The following is a 16,071-nucleotide window of genomic DNA, read 5'->3' as shown; positions in this document are numbered from 1 at the left end:
AAAACAATCCGAACTATAAATGGTTGTCATGGGGTTTTCATGTTTTCTTAATGATCGGCTTGGTCGCTACCGAGTATGCCGTTTTTATAATAGCTTATATTCCGAGTGTTATTCGAGCTGTTTATTTTTACGGAAAAAAATGCCGATTTTAAAAATCGGTTTAATTGAAGTGGGCAATGCCGTATATTTTTGTTTTGCAATGTTTATGATCATCAATCTGTTCATGCTGCCGTAAGCGCATTTTCCCTTTGCAGAAGGTTGATTGCCCAATGATCCTTCGATTTTTTGGGGGGAGTAATGCCGATATATTTTTTTAAACGCTGTCAAGACAAAATTGGCCATGAAATTCCCCCGCAATCATCATGATGATTGCGGGGGGTACAGGCATTTCACTTAAATTTTTAATATCAGGAAAAAAAGGAATTATTATTCTTTTTCAGTCTTCAACGGGATGTTGTTGCCGTCAACATCCTCCATCATCCCATCAATTGTGCCCTCCGTATATGTATCTCTTATTTGTTCCTGCGTTATGGCCAAACCTTGTTTGAGGTCGGATTCGCTGCCGCTCTTAAAAGGTTCATCATATGCTCCGAAGGTTGGGTTATTTTTCATTTTCTTGTCTTGACGTTTTGTGGACATTTCGTTTCCTCCATGAAAATTCGTTTTCCTTTATTATGATTCTTAAACGCTTCAAACATTCATCAAAAATAAGTTTTCTTTTTGGCGGCCGCTACATAAAGATTTCTTTCTCCAATTGTTCAGCATCAACCAAATAATATCCGTCGTCATCAACAAGAATAATACCCTTCCGCTTCATCTGGTTAAGCGTTCTGCTAACGGTTTCACGGGAAGTTCCGATCATATTTGCCAATTCCCGATTCGTTAAATGGGTTGTCAAACGATAAAGTTTTCCTTGCGGCAGTGCATTCGTTTTTGTAAGCCGCAACAGCAACAATACGATTTGTTCATATGTATTATGAAGAATTTGCTCTTCTAACCGATTTTGCAAATCTATAATTTTTTCACTCATCACACGAAACAATTTGATGGACAATACCGGAAAGAGCATAAGCGTTTCCTCTTGAATGCCTTCAATATCACGCAATGCGCGTTTCACACCGCCTGCTATTGAGTCGTGCAACGGACAGCCGGGTGTAGTCAATGTCATTAAAATGAATGCAGTTCCGTCTTTTACTTCAATCTTATAGATCAGTCCTAAATCAACAACATTAATTCCCAATTCAGGATCTAAAACGTTTTGCAGTTTTTCCAAGATCTTTGCTTTTATTTCCATTGTAACATCACCCTTTATATTTCAGTAAATCGTTCCCTCATTTTTTATTTCAGCAATACGGAGCCAATCGTACAGGCAAATAATCCAGAAAACAGCACCATTCCTCCTTGAGCAAGATAAAATAGACCAGTACTTGAAGAGGCAAGAGCAGCGGTCATGCCGATAAGACTCGCAACAAATAAACAACATTCCATCACAATCCATTTTTCATTTATCATTTGTTTCAAAGTCGGCACCGCTTCTTTGCCGATTTTTTTGCTATACCGGTGTGTCCACCATAGAAAAGGAACAATTTTATATAAGTAGCCAATGATGCTTAATACAATCCAGCCGAACAGATAACAGTAGATGATGATGGAAAAGATGCGGGAATGGATTTCACTTTCAAAAGAAAAACCGGCCGCCGCTATATGCAGGATGACTCCAAAAACAATGGCCAAAAGAGCAAACAGAAAAGGTTTATCCAGTTTTTTCTTCATCCTTTTCTTTAAAATGGCAAACATATGGTATGCAAACAACCCATATCCGACAGCCATCAATTGAAGCCCTGCTGATAACAACCGGTCATTTGCCGTTATAAAACTGATGAAAGTTAACACAAGACCGCTTATATAAAAAATGTAGACATATCGGGCCGTGTTCATTGAAAAATGATGCGCCAATGAAAACATCGGAACCATTTTGTAAGAAAATCCAAAGATAAGAAGTGTAAACCAGCCGGAAAATCCCAGCAAAATATATGTGCTTTGAAAATCAAATCATGATCGATTAATTGTCTCACGCTCCAAAAATGATAGGCAAGCGTCAATCCGAGCCCGATCGTTAAGAGCAAACAAGTGAGGGCAGTACCAACAAATAAAGTGATGACCGTTCTTTTCTTCTGTTTTTTTAATGTCATGAACATCTGCCATAAAAACATTACAATCCCACAAGTAAGAAGCAAGCCTGAAAATATAGCCATTTGAATATTAAAGGCCAGGCTGATGCTAAAAGATAGTATTCCTAATGACGTGACGACCATTTGGATAAAAGCAAATGATTCATTCCATATCGGGGTTAAAAACACGACTGGAACAAGCTGATACATGGCCCCCATGGCTGTCATTAAAGCAAAGCCAATCACTAATAAATGGACAGCTGACAATACGACAGGAAGGCGCATTTCTCCGGTTGAAAGCTGACGAGTTGACAGAAATAAAAGAATTTGAGAAAGGAAAAACGCCAGCAAGCCAAAAATAATAAACGAAAAAGGGATTCGAATATTCGTTTCATAAGTATGATTAGCCGTCATCATCGTCATCCTTCTTTTCAATCGTTATTTCATAGCTTCCATCACTGCGCTTTTGCGTTTGATAGGTATAACCGAGATCGTCAAGCTGTTCAAATAAAAACATTGGGCGGCGGTCATTAATAATTTTCAACGCTTCTCCTTTTTTTAATTTTGCTAATGCCGTTAAAGTCCGCATCATCGGTTGTGGGGGCTCTAAGCCGCGATTATCCAGTATCATTTTTTCAATCCTCCGTTTTAACAAAGGTAATTTTCCAATGTTTATCCTCTATTTTTTCCGCTTGATAAGAAAACCCTTTTTTCTTCATGATAGGAAAAAGCGGAACGGGTTTAAACGGAGCGTGTAAAATAAATACATCTCCTTGTGCAAGAGGCTGAATGGCCGCCATGATTTTTTGAAACGGCTCTAATTTCTTCTTTAAATCTTCGCGAACATCTAATTCAACAGTTTTTCCCATCCATATTCTCCTTTCCATCTTTTTTATCAATGTTCATCATAGTAAAAACAATTCCCGCAATTTGTGATTTGCTTCACTTCATCGGCATCACTTTTGAAAAGTTTATGAATAATTGATTCGTGATGCCGTATTGGCATATATCCTTCCAATTGAGGGAAGGGAAGATGTTGCAACATCAATTGAACTGCTTGTTAGAAAATGTTTCAGTTTTCAATGAAAGATCGGTACCATTTCGCTAAGGATATTGTTTTGCTTGAAATAGAAAGGAGAGTGTGTGTTTTTAAAGCGGAAACAGCTGATGGCATGTAGGGAAATTTATTTCTTTGTTAATATGGTCAGCGGCCATTGTGCGAAAAATACGTCTAACCCGGACAAAGCGCTATTGCAAAAAGATCATTCTAACATTGAAAGTATGTCATTGACATCAAAAAGATGGTTGCCTGAAAAGTGTGCTAGAAGAAAAAAGCGGGGCGTAAACCAAGTTAATGCCATTCTCGAAAACGATTGAGAAGTTGTTCATCTATTTAGGTAGCTGGTATTTTTTCATCTTATTGTAAAGTGTAACTTGTGAAATCCCTAATTCTCAGGAAGCTTTGGATTTGTTGCCGGCGGTTTTCTTTAATGATTTTTCTATCAGTTGTTTTTCGATAGTATCTTTTTTCAATCAACTTTGAGTTTTTTCGAGTCTGGACGGATTCTCGACAGGTGACCCGAAATGGAAAAAGCTAAGAAGATCCTGTTGATGGATGAACGGTTTTCTAATATAATAACCATTCTTTCCATCAAGTCGCCAAGCATTGGTACATTGTCCATAATGAAAACTGCTGATTCTATTATGAAAGCCTCCGTTTGCCGAAATCGTAAAATATTTTTTGTGTATCTATTTTGCTTTCTCAATTCATTGTATAGAGCCCCATCATGTTAGCCATAAAAAAAATGATAAATTGGTAAAATGTATTCCAAATAGGTTTCTTTTTCAGAAAATTTTTTTTACAATTAATTTAACCTTTTATGATCATTCGAATTTATGTGACAGAGATCTCATTCTATTGTTTATCTTGTCTGTAACATATGAAGAATGAATGTATAAGATGTTGCGAGATCAATTAACCGCCCTTTATTGAATTTGCGCATTTCGGTGACAGACCGATGGAATTTTCGTTGTGTATTCTGTATGTTGAAATGGAAGGAAGACAGTATTCTTTTATGAAACGGGAATAACTAATGACGTTTGAAGAAATATATCGTTTGGTCAGCCTCTTTACGTTTAGGCATTCGAAAAATTCGTCTGACCGGAGGGACGAAAGGACATTGATGTACTAATATCGATGTTAAAAAATATTCAAGATCTTCAAGACGTTTCATTGACCAATAACGGATATTTTTAATATCATATGCCAAACGTTTAAAAAAAGCGGGCATGAACCGGATCAATGTCAGTTTAAATGCTTTAAATAACGAAATTTTTTCTAAAATGAACGGAGGTAAAGCAAAGTCTGAGGAAATTGTTAGAGGAATTGAAGAAGCGGTTTCACAAGGTCTGGCCGTAAAGGTGAACATGGTTGTAAAAGGAATAAATGAGAGCGAAATTTTACCGATGGCTCGTTTTTTTGAAGAAAAAGGAATGACGATCCGCTTCATCGAATATATGGATGTCGAAACCTTAAACGGTTGGAAAATGGACGAAGTTTTGACGAGCAAAGAAGTTCATGATATGATTCACCAAGAAATACCTCTTAAACCAGTTCAGTCAACGTTTTTGGCGAGGTTCCTAAAAGGTATCGATACCGAGGTACGGATGTGGAAGGCGGTTTTATTTCTTCCTTATCAGGAGCTTTTTGTTCTGATTGACGCGAATGCGCCTATCAGCTGACGGTAAAAAGTATACATGCTATTTGCCTCAAACGGCGTTGATTTATTAGTTAAAATGCGAAAGGGAGCAAGCGGTGAAGAAATATTGGATGAGATCACCCGTGTTTGGCAGGCTCGGGACGATCGTTATTCCGAAGAAAGAGGAAGGATCAATGCTCTTTCTGCAAAAAGACGTGTGGAAATGTCTTATATTGGCGGGTGAGGTGTGATTGATGAGTGTATCTGAACATCGCAGCAAGGCAAATGACCCTGTTCGCTGCAAAGTGATCACCGTTTCTGATACGAGAACGAAGGATACGGATAAAAGCGGTGCATTAATCATCGAATTATTAACGAGAGAACAAATGGAAATAATAGATTACGAGATTGTGAAAGATGAACGGGAAGCCATTCAATCTGCTGTGAAAAAGGCTTCTGACGAAATTGATGTTTTTTTATTGAACGGCGGGACTGGTTTTACAAAACGGGATGTGACGGTTGAAGCGGTAAAAGAATTGCTTGACAAAGAAATGGTTGGTTTTGGGGAATTGTTTCGTTATTTAAGCTATAAAGAAATTGGAAGCGCATCCATGCTTAGTCGAGCGCTTGCCGGTTCAATTGGACAAAAAGTCATTTTTTGCATGCCGGGATCGACAAATGCGGTTCGTCTTGCCATGGAAAAGCTGATTTTGCCGGAACTTCGCCATCTTGTTTGGGAGATGAATCGTCAGTGAACAAGATGATCGGGATTGTGCTGGCAGGAGGACAGTCGAAACGGTTTGGGCAACCGAAAGCATTTGCGAAAAGAAATGGAAAGGAATTTATTTTATATAGTATCGAAGCGCTGCAATGTATCACAAAAGACGTGGTTGTTGTCATACATCCTGAAATAGATACGAAATGGCTGCAAAGGAACCAGCTGACATATATTCAAGATCTCGAATTGTATCAAGGAAAAGGACCTCTTGCCGGCATTTATTCCGTTATGTCCCAATTCAAATCCGAATGGTATATCGTTTTACCTTGTGATACTCCTTTTATCAATGCGCATTTGTTGAAAAAATTACAATTATACAGAAATGACGGTTGTGAAGCGATTGTTCCTAGTGTTCACGGAAATATTCAGCCATTGATCGCCATGTACCATCATCGAGTGAAGGAAAAAATACGATGGCACCTTGAACAAAATAAGTTAAGCATGAAGCATTTTCTTCCAAGTATTCATACTAGATATGTTGAGATCAATGATGACGATGCTTTCATCAATATTAATACAAAGGATGAATATGACCAGTATATTGTTCATAATAACCTTTTTCCTCAAGCCTCCTTTTCCAAAACAAAATAAAATAAATGTTCCTTGGTAGTATCGGGTGGGGGCAAGAAGGGTGGAAAGGAATGGGAGTGTTGCGAAAGCCAATTCAAGTAGAGGAAGCAATCGACCGGGTGTTGGAAAAAAGCTATGAAGGTGAAATAGAGTATGTATCAATCGAAAACAGCTTTCATCGTGTGCTTGGTCAAGATATAACTGCTACAACGGATGTACCTGGATTTGATCGATCCCCTTATGACGGCTATGCTGTTTGGGCAGCATCGACCGAGGCCGCTTCAGCTTCCAATCCAGTAGTTTTGGAAGTCGTCGGGACTCAAGGAGCAGATTCTGTTTGGAAAGAATCTTTAAAACCTTTTCAAGCCGTTAAAATCATGACTGGCGCTGCCATTCCAGAAGGTGCAAATGCCGTCATCATGAAGGAATTAACACAGGAATTCAGAAAAGACGGAAAAACATATGTGCAAATAAAAAGAAAAGTTGAGGCAGGAGAAAACATCTCCCGCATCGGAGAAGATATGAAAAAGGGAAGTTTGCTTATCGAAAAAGGAACCGTGATCACTCCGGGAATATCCGCTGTTCTGGCAACGTTCGGGTATCATTACGTTCCGGTTATGAAGAGCCCAAAGGTTGTCGTCATAGCAACCGGGAGCGAATTGCTTGAAGTGTATAAACCGCTGGAAAAAGGAAAAATTCACAACAGCAATACTTATATGCTGCAGGCACAAATTTTCAGAGCTCACGGTGATCCGATTTTATACGGAATTGTGAAAGACACATTTCAAAATATATTTCAAGCTGTTACAAAAGCAATGCAAATGGCCGACATTATCATCACAACAGGCGGAGTGTCAGTGGGCGATTTTGATTATATCCCAAAGGTGTACGAGCATCTTCAAGCCCAAGTTTTATTCAATAAAATCGGCATGCGTCCAGGGAGTGTTACCTCTGCAGCTGTTGTCGGCAACAAAATTTTGTTCGGCCTCTCAGGCAACCCTTCCGCTTGTTATGTCGGTTTTGAGCTGTTTGTCCGTCCGTATATAAGGGCGATGCTCGGACAAAAAAATTGTTATTTAAAACGAGCCCGGGCGATTTTAACGAAAGATTTTTTAAAGCCGAATCCGTTCACGCGCTTTGTGAGAGCAAAACTGTCCTATCATGATGGAAAGCTAGTAGCTGATCCGATTGGAAGGGACAAATCAAATATTGTTTCATCCTTAATTCATACTAATAGTTTAATTGTTTTGCCTGGCGGAAGCAGAGGATTTCAAGCAGGCAGTGAAGTTAACGTGCTGTTAATCGAAGATGAAGAAGGAGCCTCCAGTTGGCTATGATGATTTTACAAGTGGTAGGGCATCAAAACAGCGGAAAAACTACGCTAATTGAAAAATGCATCAAAGAGCTGACCAATCATGGGATAAAAGTCGGTACTTTTAAACATCACGGTCATGGTGGAAAACCGGATATTCCAAAAAAAGATACGTATCGGCATTGGGAAGCTGGTGCTGTTGTTTCAGCGGTTCTAGGGGAAGAAACTTTGCTGTTGCAAGCTGAAATAAAAGCGAATGAACATTTTTCGAACATTATGGAACTTTACCGGCATTTTTCAATTGATGTATTGATTATCGAAGGATTGAAAAAAGCTCCATACCCGAAAATTGTCTGTATCCGTGATGAGAAAGATCTTCATCTGCTTGATTTATCAAATGTGATCGCATCGATTAGCTCGATCCCTTTGAAAGAAAAACATTCATTTTTTATTAAAGATGAAGATTTGTATATCAGCTGGATCGTGAACTATGTAAAGGAGAAGCTGTTGGAAATGAGACAATAATTCCATTTTATATTATATTTGGAGGGATAATTATGTTTCAAATTGTGAAAGAACCGATAGATGTTTCACGTGTCATCGAAGCTGTTGTGGATCGAAATGCCGGAGCTATCGTTACATTTATCGGAACTGTAAGAGAATTGACAAAAGGAAAAAAAACATTGTATTTAGAATATGAAGCATATGAATCGATGGCTCAAAAAAAACTGGAACAAATCGGAGCTGAAATTAAACAGCAGTTCCCGAATGCTAAGGTTGCCATTGTCCATCGTATCGGACGATTAGAAATTACGGATGCCGCGGTCGTCATCGCCGTATCTACTCCTCACCGCGCTGATGCTTATGAAGCAAACCGTTATGCAATCGAGCGGATTAAAGAAATGGTACCGATATGGAAGAAAGAGCATTGGGAGGATGGCTCATTGTGGATCGGCAATCAGCAAGAAACGATTTCTTATGAAAAAGGCATTCCAAAGGAGATGAAGTCATGATCCGAATTTTATTTTTCGCCCAACTAAAAGAGCAGCTGAATAAAAAGGAGATGACATTGCCATATCAAGAAATAACTGTTAAACAACTCCGTGAACGGTTGGAAAAAGAATATTCACTGCCCGCCCTATCCTCCGTCCTTTTTGCCATCAATGAAGAATTTGCTGCAGAAGATGACATCATTCGGGATGGGGATGTTGTCGCCCTTATTCCGCCGATGAGTGGAGGTTAAAAGTCTGAAATATCTCTTACGGGCGACCACTGAAATAGAGGGCATAGTAAAATAAGCCATCGATCGATGACCTTGATGGAAATATTTGGATATAAAGGTTAGGTTGCAACAGTAATTATACGAAACCCTTGGGATTTAGCTAATAAAAGAGCTTGTTCTACCGTGATTTCACGGTTTACTGGAAGAACATCAGCTTTTTTATATAAATTCGGATTATATGGTTCTTTCTTTTTGAGAATGTTGTAGATAGCTGTTAAAAGCATACGTGCAATGGCAATAATTGCTCGTTTGTGACCCCTGCGCTTTTTGAGTTTCAAATAGCGGTTTCGAATTTCGGGATGTTTTTCACTTTTGACTACAGCGGTGGCACACTGTACCAAAAGAGGCTTGATGTAGCAGCCTGCTCTCGAAATTCTTACTGACTTTTTCTTGCCGGCACTCTCGTTATTTGTGGGTGTAAGTCCTGCCCAGGAACATAAATGCTTAGCTGTCGGAAACACGTCCATATTGACACCTATTTCTGAAACCACGGCAATGGCGGAAAAGATGTTCTTAAAGGACGGAACAGTTAAGATCAAGTTCATTTCCTCTGTGTAGGACGCGGCAAGGGAAAGAATGATTTTTTCAAGGTCAGCTTTACGAGATTGAAGGTCTTCATAGTGCTGTTTCATCACCTTTAATTTTTCAGCCTGCTCCGGTGTAATAAATCCGTCAATGGCTAACTCCAATTCAGGCAGTTTACTCTTCATGGAGCCGTGGATTAAAGGTTCAATATCAAAAGAAGTGTCTAAAGGGTTCTTAAGGAGCTTTTCAATGATGTTCATAGAGCTTTTGCCGAAGGTATCTGAAACAACATTTCCAAGCTGGATGTTAGACACGGTTAAACTGTTTTGAAGACGGTTCTTCTCACTTGACATAAAATTAGTCAGTTTAAAACGATAGCGCATAAGGTCACGCAGCTGTCTAATCTCAAGTGGTGGCATAAAGCTTCCAGCCACAAGGTCATGCTTAAATAAATCAGCAATCCATTTGGCGTCTTTTTTATCTGTTTTCTTGCCACGGATCGCCTTGACGTACTTAGGGTGTGCAAGAGTGATGTTGCAGGAAGCTTCAAGTACATTAAACACAGGAATCCAGTATTTCCCGGTAGATTCCATACAGACATCCTTACAGTTATTTTCACAAAGCCATTGTGACAGCTCATTCAATCCTTTTGTATAGGTAGAAAAGCGATGGCGTTTGTAAGTTGTAACTCCTTTGATTGTTGAGGCAATACAGGCAACAACAAAGGTTTTGTGGACATCGATTCCACAACAGATAGGGTATACAATTTTTAAGGCCATAGGGAATGATCCTTTCAGAGAATTATAGGGATAGACAGCATTGACTGATTGCCCAGCAATAAACGAGTAGTTGTTTATACAAAGATAAGTCTGCGTGCTCGAAGTCACACTTATTTGTGCTTGGAAAGGCAATCTACACATATAAACATGCGGTCACCCTGCAACCAGAGTGGCCCACTCACCTCCGCGTGATTTGTAGTTGACTGTTATCCCTATGACTTTAGAATAATAAAAATAACGCCGGTGGCACAATTGTTTCATTACGTTTTGTGCCTTGAGCGAAGCGAAAGGAATGGATATAAACATGAAGAAGCTGACTCACTTAAATGAGCAAGGAAGGGCAAAAATGGTAGATATTTCAGAGAAACAGGAAACAGTCCGTACTGCACATGCCATCTCAAGTATTCTTGTTTCAAAAGAAGTGTATGAAAAAATCACAAGCTCACAGGTCAAAAAAGGAGATGTTCTGTCAGTAGCGCAAGTAGCTGGAATTATGGCCGCCAAACGCACGGCTGACATCATTCCAATGTGCCATCCGATTGCTTTAAAAGCGGTGGATATTCAATTTGAATGGAAATGCGACGAAAACAAATATGAATTAATGATCCATTCATTTGTGAAAACAAAAGGAAGCACAGGGGTTGAAATGGAAGCATTAACTGCTGCGAGCGTCTGCGCCTTAACCGTGTATGATATGTGCAAAGCAATCGATAAAGGAATGGTCATCGGCCAAACATATTTAATGGAGAAAACAGGCGGCAAAAGCGGTGACTTCCGCCGTGAACTATAACTTTTATAGGTAATTGATCATTATAGAAAAGAATTTTTAGCTGCAGAAAGAAACTAGTTACCATGAAACCAATCAACTTACTCTGTCTTTAAATAAAAGGACGCCAAAATGCAAATAATTGATTTCTGCTGCTGAAAACTACAAGGAAAGAGACACTTTTGAAAAAAGCATGATCATATCAAATGTTTCGCAATCCGGGCTCTTGGAACTGGAAAAATTTCTAAGGAGCCCTGTACATATTTTTCATTCGGCATATAAGAGCTTCTTCATTATCATCGATGAAGGGCTGCATAAGCGTTGTGGACAACGAGCTTGTCGGGGTGTTCTCGTGCCGTCCTATAACCGCCTCGTTGCCGTCTGTTTTGATTTATGTCATTCTTTCTGAACGATTCAATCAGCTCTATTTCACAAGTTATTCTATTGTTTTAAAGAAAAAATTTTATCATATCGAGTTGAATGCTTTTGCATCCCGTTTTGCAAAAAAAGGCCAGGGGCTTATGAAGTGTCTAGAGCCCCAAAATTGTTGGATTGCTGAGGCAGATGGATAAAACGAAAGGTTAAGGACAAATTTTTTTTAAGCTCCTCTGATCATTTCTCCAAAGCAGGGAAGAAAACTGCTTCAAGACGCAAAATGTCGATCTTCATTAAGCCCTCATGATCAAAAGGCGTTTTCCTTTCAATAACATTGATTTTCCGCTTCGCAAAAAATTTTACAAAATGCTCCAAATACGTTAAAATTTCATTCAAAAAGCTTTTTTTATTTAAAACAAGAGGTATAAAATTCAAATTTTTTATCTTTTTTTTTCCATTCCTTTGTTCCGACATTAAATGAAATAAAAAATTTTCAGTGGTTTGCTGCACGAAATAAAATAAATAAGAGTGCCAAGCTTTTTATAAAGAGAGAAGTGTTTAATAAGTATAATGGTTTGAATCATTTGCAACTTTATTCATAATCAAAACAGGGGATTTCGCTTTTTATGAAGAAAGGGCTGTTTTACATGTTTCACATCAAAAATTTACGATACAAAGATATTCTTTACATTGACGAGTTGAAAATTGAAGAAAAACAAGTAACGTGCATCATTGGCCAAAGCGGGGGAGGAAAGACAACACTTTTAAAAATGCTCAATCACATGCTGTCGCCAGATCAAGGAGAAATTGTTTATAAAGGCCGGTCATTGTTTGAATGGAATCCAATCGCTTTAAGACGGGAAGTTGTGATGCTTTCACAGCAGCCAGTAATGTTTGAAGGAAATATTCGAGAGAATTTGAATTTCGGCAGAATTTTATCTGAAAAAGAGCCTCTTGACGATGAAAAGTTGAAAGAAGCACTAAAATTTGTGTGCTTGCAAAAAAAATTAGAGGATGACGTGGAACAATTGTCCGGCGGAGAAAAACAAAGACTTGCACTAGCCAGAATTTTTCTAATGGATCCAGAAGTTTTTTTATTAGACGAGCCAACCTCTGCGCTAGATAAAGGAACTGAAGAGAAAATCATGGATGCATTCATTCGTGATGCTAGGAAAAAAGAAAAAACGGTTATTATGGTAACACACTCAGATACAATACCAAAAACATATGCAGATAAAGTTATTACGATAAATAAACCAACAGGTGATAATCAATGAAGCAAGAAGTCATCAACATCGAATTTTGGAGGCTCTCGGCAGCATATTTATTTGTTCTTATTTTAATATTGCTTGTAAAAAAACGAGAAATTAAACGTGAAAAATTAATTGTCCTTTCAACTGCCAGGATGACGATTCAACTTGTGCTAGTCGGATACATATTGATGTATATTTTTAAAAATCCTTCACCTTGGATTGTCTTATTGGTGCTTTGTTTCATGGAATCGTTTGCCGTTTATAATATATTTAAACAGCTTCATAAGCCTTTATCGAAAAAATTGAAGCTGGTCATTGTGTTGTCAATGGTCATCGGCTCTCTCGTCAGCCTGTTGTATTTTAATCTAATCGTCATTCATTTTAAGCCTTGGTATGAACCTCAATACTTTATCCCGATTGCCGGAATGTTTATTGGAAATTCAATGATCGGTATAACGCTAGGCATGAAAGAAATGATCGAAAATTTTGCTACCCAAAAGAATCTGATTGAAGGGGCGCTCATGTTAGGTGCTAAACCCGATGCAGCAACAAAACCAATCGTAAACTCTGCATTTGATTCAGCTATTTTGCCGACTATCAATAACATGGTCGGTATGGGGATAGTGTTTTTGCCGGGAATGATGACAGGTCAAATCCTTGCAGGTACAAGCCCTTTAGTTGCAATCGAATATCAAATTGTGATTTTGATCGGCATTGCCGGAAGTGTAGGGATTTCATCTTTTTTATCACTGCAATTAGGCTACAAAACTTTTTTTAATGATCGCTTCCAATTTATACCACAAAATGGAAAAGAGAAGTAAAAGAACGGCAAAGAGCGGCAATAATTCATTGATTTTGTCGCTCAAATCATGAGGATGAGGGTATGAGTGGAGTTTTTTTAAAACATAAATATATTATGTAAACTTAAAAGGAGATGAATGAACGGACTTCGGGATATAGAACAAACAAAAATGAAGCGTTAATAAAAATAAATAAATCATAATCCTAAATTAATCATGGAATGAATTTAAACACGCAGCAAATCATAACGATTTTTTAAGATCAATTTTTAGAGATCAATTAATCAAATCGCAATGTAAATTTACAATTTAAAAAGAAATTCATTTTGTTTCATTTTTTTATTTCGTCTCATCACAACAAGTAATCTCTTTAGTGAAACAAGATTCATTTATAACTTCCTATAATATATATTATGTAAACTAAAATTTGAAAAATATAAAGCAGCTATTGACTACTTAACTGCCCTTTCGTTAATTTTATAAAATTCTTCGTTAAATGATTTGTCATGTTTTAACAACCATGTATAATACGTTCCTAATGTAATTCAAGCAGTTCCACATGCTCGATGAATGCAATAATTTTTTTCGATATTCATCGATAAAAGCTTTTTACTTTCTGCAACAGCATGTTTTGTCTTTAATTTTGCGTTTTGCAATGTTTCTGTATCCAAATTTTGATCCGGGAACACTTCAAATTTGCGTTTTAAGTACAATCCTTTGTCATGAGATAAATCCAGTCGTAAAATTCCTTAATGGCTTTACGACCGCTCGGTTGAGGTTCTTAACGAAAATTCCTTTCTGCATCCGTTTGGACATTCTTTTCATAAAGTTCTTCTGACCTTCTTCTTGAATACTTTGGTGATAGATGGGCTTCTCCTGCTATCTTGAACATATTGAAATTGTAGAACGTGCAAATTTGAAACATTCGAAGAAATGGATTTTACTCCTTCTATCAGTAGAGCATTTTTTACATCATGAGCGTTTATTTTGAATGACGAAATGAACTTTTTATTTGGGAAAGTTTATTTTGTAAGTTTGCGTGATCACGTTTCATTTGACTAAGACGATTCGTTACAACTTTTTTTCCATATCCATGTGGTGCGGAGGCGATTAATATTACATTTTCTTTATAATTGTTCATTTGAGAGACCTCCTAACAGCATTTTGATAAAGTAACAATAAGAATATCCTTTTGATTCAAGTATAGCATTAAATATATTCTCTTGGTAAGCCTTCAGTTTATAATAATCCCACTCTCCTAGCAGGGGCAGATGAAAGCAAAATACATAAGTCTTTACCTTAAACAAGAAATAGCATATTCTTTTTTCCAGTGAATAGTATAGCTTTTCATTATGATTATGATCATTATATGTTTGCACAACGTAAGAAGAAGCATCATCTAATGAAAAGTTCTCAGGAGTTGTTAATCCATCATATTCTTTGCAAATCATCTGTTCATCTCTTTTTTCGTAAAGAGTTACGGCTTTACAGTCCATTAATGCTCCTATAGCTTCTTGTTGGTACTTTGTATTTGTAGAGTAAATATTGCAGCCGACCATCTTAGATCGTAAAAGCGCTAATAGCCTTCTCCAATTTGTAATTTGCCCATTCTGCAATAAACTTATGAATTCAAGTGATAGTTCATAAAAATCCCCGTATAATTCTACATGTTCTAAGCTCCGTTCGATTTCAGAACGAATATTTAAGTATTGAAGACTTTCTTTGAAAAGAGCTGAAAGATAGCTTTTTATGTTTGAAAGAATTTCGACACCTAATGAGCATTTTTCGAAATATATCCCTTTTTGTTCTGCATCATAAAGAAAGTACCATACATAATTTTCGGCAATATGAGGCTCCTCTTTAATATTTTCGCTTATAAATTTCAACATTGAATCCGGTTCTTTACCGTGTTCGCTTACATACTGTACTAACGATTGTTTTATTTGAGGTCTGATCGTCCGGAAATAGGTATCAAGAACTATATCGTGAACATACACGATAAGACGTTTATTTTCGTGATATGCACGTAAAAATTCAAGGTGAGTAACAGTTTTCCCTTCATCCTCTAAGAATGTTCCTGCTTTATCCGCGATAAATAGCAGAAAGATATCACTTCTTGATACGTACTCCAAACAAGTTCGGATGGCATCTTGATGAATATATCGCATACTATCTTCAAAGCGAATAGGTTCATGCCCCATATTTTTTAATTCTTCAAATACAGCGTTTCGTATAGAGGAAAGAGCATCTTGTGCAACAGAACTTATAAAAATAGTAGTTCTATCCATATTACAAAACCACCTTACTTTTTAAACAACCTCCCGTGAATCTATTTGATTAATCGAACATTGTTGTCTTAACCCTTTTTCTTATTCGCAGGGCAGGATGGTTGAGATTCTTAACAAAGATTCCTTTCTGTATTTAGCTTACGACAAAAGCTGCTAAATTCCTCCGCTTCCAATGATAAGTTTTTCTTCATAAGAGCGATTAAAAATCACTTCAAATGAGAGAAAGAGCTCCGTAATCTGAACGCTTACCTCTAAATATCGCTTCATTCGAGCATTAAAGATGTAAATTTTAGGGTACCTTGGTACTTTAAACAAACGACTACCTGTTTTAATCCGATAGATATCGAACGCACTTGTTCCAACGGGGAGAAAATACATTCAAATCATATACGAAGGTATATGACCAAGTATGGCGTACCACATAAAATAAGTTTGCTATTAATTCTGCCTTTCACATATTTTCATTTTCATAA

At 37.5% G+C, this 16,071-nt stretch carries 19 protein-coding genes and 2 pseudogenes; 10 read left to right on the top strand and 11 right to left on the bottom strand.

What is annotated here, in order from left to right; all coding sequences use genetic code 11:
- Nucleotides 1–108: 108 nt before the first annotated feature.
- The 8 genes and pseudogenes from NSR00_RS04300 to NSR00_RS18035 form a co-directional block, all read right to left on the bottom strand.
- Nucleotides 109–342, bottom strand: coding sequence for a hypothetical protein (locus NSR00_RS04300; protein ID WP_340787233.1), 234 nt, complete (start codon nt 340–342; stop codon nt 109–111).
- A gap of 84 nt (nt 343–426) precedes the next feature.
- Nucleotides 427–639 (bottom strand): YozQ family protein, encoded by a 213-nt coding sequence (locus NSR00_RS04295; RefSeq protein WP_242009325.1) that lies wholly within the window; start codon nt 637–639, stop codon nt 427–429.
- A 91-nt stretch (nt 640–730) separates the two neighbouring features.
- Entirely contained in the window at nt 731–1,294 is a 564-nt protein-coding gene (locus tag NSR00_RS04290; RefSeq protein ID WP_340787232.1) for an iron-sulfur cluster assembly protein, read from the bottom strand.
- Nucleotides 1,295–1,338: 44 nt separating this feature from the next.
- The gene (locus NSR00_RS04285; protein ID WP_340787230.1) at nt 1,339–1,938 is read right to left on the bottom strand and encodes a hypothetical protein; all 600 of its coding nucleotides are present in this window, start codon (nt 1,936–1,938) and stop codon (nt 1,339–1,341) included.
- The gene (locus tag NSR00_RS04280) at nt 1,935–2,585 is read right to left on the bottom strand and encodes a hypothetical protein (RefSeq protein WP_340787228.1); all 651 of its coding nucleotides are present in this window, start codon (nt 2,583–2,585) and stop codon (nt 1,935–1,937) included. Before NSR00_RS04280 ends, NSR00_RS04285 begins: the two co-directional genes overlap by 4 nt.
- Nucleotides 2,575–2,802: a DUF2249 domain-containing protein gene (locus tag NSR00_RS04275; RefSeq protein ID WP_063387668.1), complete on the bottom strand. Its 228-nt coding sequence runs from the start codon at nt 2,800–2,802 to the stop codon at nt 2,575–2,577. The genes NSR00_RS04280 and NSR00_RS04275 overlap by 11 nt, the downstream gene beginning before the upstream one ends.
- Before the next feature lie 4 nt (nt 2,803–2,806).
- Complete coding sequence (locus tag NSR00_RS04270; RefSeq protein WP_340787225.1) at nt 2,807–3,040, bottom strand: DUF2249 domain-containing protein; 234 nt, start codon at nt 3,038–3,040, stop codon at nt 2,807–2,809.
- A 520-nt stretch (nt 3,041–3,560) separates the two neighbouring features.
- Nucleotides 3,561–3,704 (bottom strand): annotated as a pseudogene (locus NSR00_RS18035) (helix-turn-helix domain-containing protein).
- A gap of 510 nt (nt 3,705–4,214) precedes the next feature.
- On the opposite strand from NSR00_RS18035, the pseudogene NSR00_RS04265 reads away from it, so the two are divergent.
- The 7 genes and pseudogenes from NSR00_RS04265 to moaD all read left to right on the top strand — a co-directional run bounded on the left by NSR00_RS04265 (nt 4,215) and on the right by moaD (nt 8,773).
- Nucleotides 4,215–5,114 (top strand): annotated as a pseudogene (locus NSR00_RS04265) (GTP 3',8-cyclase MoaA).
- Nucleotides 5,115–5,124: 10 nt separating this feature from the next.
- Complete coding sequence (locus tag NSR00_RS04260) at nt 5,125–5,625, top strand: MogA/MoaB family molybdenum cofactor biosynthesis protein (protein ID WP_063387663.1); 501 nt, start codon at nt 5,125–5,127, stop codon at nt 5,623–5,625.
- A 5-nt stretch (nt 5,626–5,630) separates the two neighbouring features.
- Entirely contained in the window at nt 5,631–6,239 is a 609-nt protein-coding gene (locus tag NSR00_RS04255; RefSeq protein WP_063387703.1) for a molybdenum cofactor guanylyltransferase, read from the top strand.
- A gap of 50 nt (nt 6,240–6,289) precedes the next feature.
- Complete coding sequence (locus NSR00_RS04250) at nt 6,290–7,555, top strand: molybdopterin molybdotransferase MoeA (protein WP_340787220.1); 1,266 nt, start codon at nt 6,290–6,292, stop codon at nt 7,553–7,555.
- Nucleotides 7,552–8,055: a molybdopterin-guanine dinucleotide biosynthesis protein B gene (mobB, locus tag NSR00_RS04245; RefSeq protein ID WP_201108594.1), complete on the top strand. Its 504-nt coding sequence runs from the start codon at nt 7,552–7,554 to the stop codon at nt 8,053–8,055. The genes NSR00_RS04250 and mobB overlap by 4 nt, the downstream gene beginning before the upstream one ends.
- A gap of 32 nt (nt 8,056–8,087) precedes the next feature.
- Nucleotides 8,088–8,543, top strand: a complete 456-nt coding sequence (locus NSR00_RS04240) for a molybdenum cofactor biosynthesis protein MoaE (RefSeq protein ID WP_130156967.1) — start codon at nt 8,088–8,090, stop codon at nt 8,541–8,543.
- Nucleotides 8,540–8,773 (top strand): molybdopterin converting factor subunit 1, encoded by a 234-nt coding sequence (moaD, locus tag NSR00_RS04235; protein WP_063387661.1) that lies wholly within the window; start codon nt 8,540–8,542, stop codon nt 8,771–8,773. Before NSR00_RS04240 ends, moaD begins: the two co-directional genes overlap by 4 nt.
- Nucleotides 8,774–8,871: 98 nt before the next feature.
- Here moaD and NSR00_RS04230 read toward each other — a convergent pair whose 3' ends face one another.
- Complete coding sequence (locus NSR00_RS04230) at nt 8,872–10,116, bottom strand: IS110 family transposase (protein ID WP_094244418.1); 1,245 nt, start codon at nt 10,114–10,116, stop codon at nt 8,872–8,874.
- Between the two features lie 304 nt (nt 10,117–10,420).
- Between NSR00_RS04230 and moaC the strand changes: the two genes are divergently transcribed.
- The 3 genes from moaC to NSR00_RS04215 all read left to right on the top strand — a co-directional run bounded on the left by moaC (nt 10,421) and on the right by NSR00_RS04215 (nt 13,331).
- Nucleotides 10,421–10,906, top strand: a complete 486-nt coding sequence (gene moaC, locus NSR00_RS04225) for a cyclic pyranopterin monophosphate synthase MoaC (RefSeq protein WP_063387660.1) — start codon at nt 10,421–10,423, stop codon at nt 10,904–10,906.
- A 998-nt stretch (nt 10,907–11,904) separates the two neighbouring features.
- A complete protein-coding gene (locus tag NSR00_RS04220) occupies nt 11,905–12,534 on the top strand; it encodes an ABC transporter ATP-binding protein (RefSeq protein WP_327863185.1) in 630 nt (209 codons plus the stop codon).
- Complete coding sequence (locus tag NSR00_RS04215) at nt 12,531–13,331, top strand: ABC transporter permease (protein WP_340787217.1); 801 nt, start codon at nt 12,531–12,533, stop codon at nt 13,329–13,331. The genes NSR00_RS04220 and NSR00_RS04215 overlap by 4 nt, the downstream gene beginning before the upstream one ends.
- Before the next feature lie 961 nt (nt 13,332–14,292).
- On the opposite strand, the gene NSR00_RS04210 is transcribed toward NSR00_RS04215, so the two are convergent.
- Together NSR00_RS04210 and NSR00_RS04205 are read right to left on the bottom strand one after the other, a co-directional pair.
- Nucleotides 14,293–14,451 carry a hypothetical protein gene (locus NSR00_RS04210; RefSeq protein WP_165381934.1) on the bottom strand — a complete coding sequence of 53 codons (159 nt, stop codon included), beginning with the start codon at nt 14,449–14,451 and terminating at the stop codon, nt 14,293–14,295.
- Nucleotides 14,438–15,598, bottom strand: a complete 1,161-nt coding sequence (locus NSR00_RS04205; RefSeq protein ID WP_340787214.1) for a DUF4062 domain-containing protein — start codon at nt 15,596–15,598, stop codon at nt 14,438–14,440. The genes NSR00_RS04210 and NSR00_RS04205 overlap by 14 nt, the downstream gene beginning before the upstream one ends.
- Nucleotides 15,599–16,071: the final 473 nt, after the last annotated feature.

It is taken from the genome of Aeribacillus sp. FSL K6-8394, assembly GCF_038008865.1.
In the GTDB taxonomy this organism is placed as follows: Bacteria; Bacillota; Bacilli; order Bacillales; family Aeribacillaceae; genus Aeribacillus; species Aeribacillus composti.
This window is presented reverse-complemented; position numbering and strand designations above follow the sequence as displayed.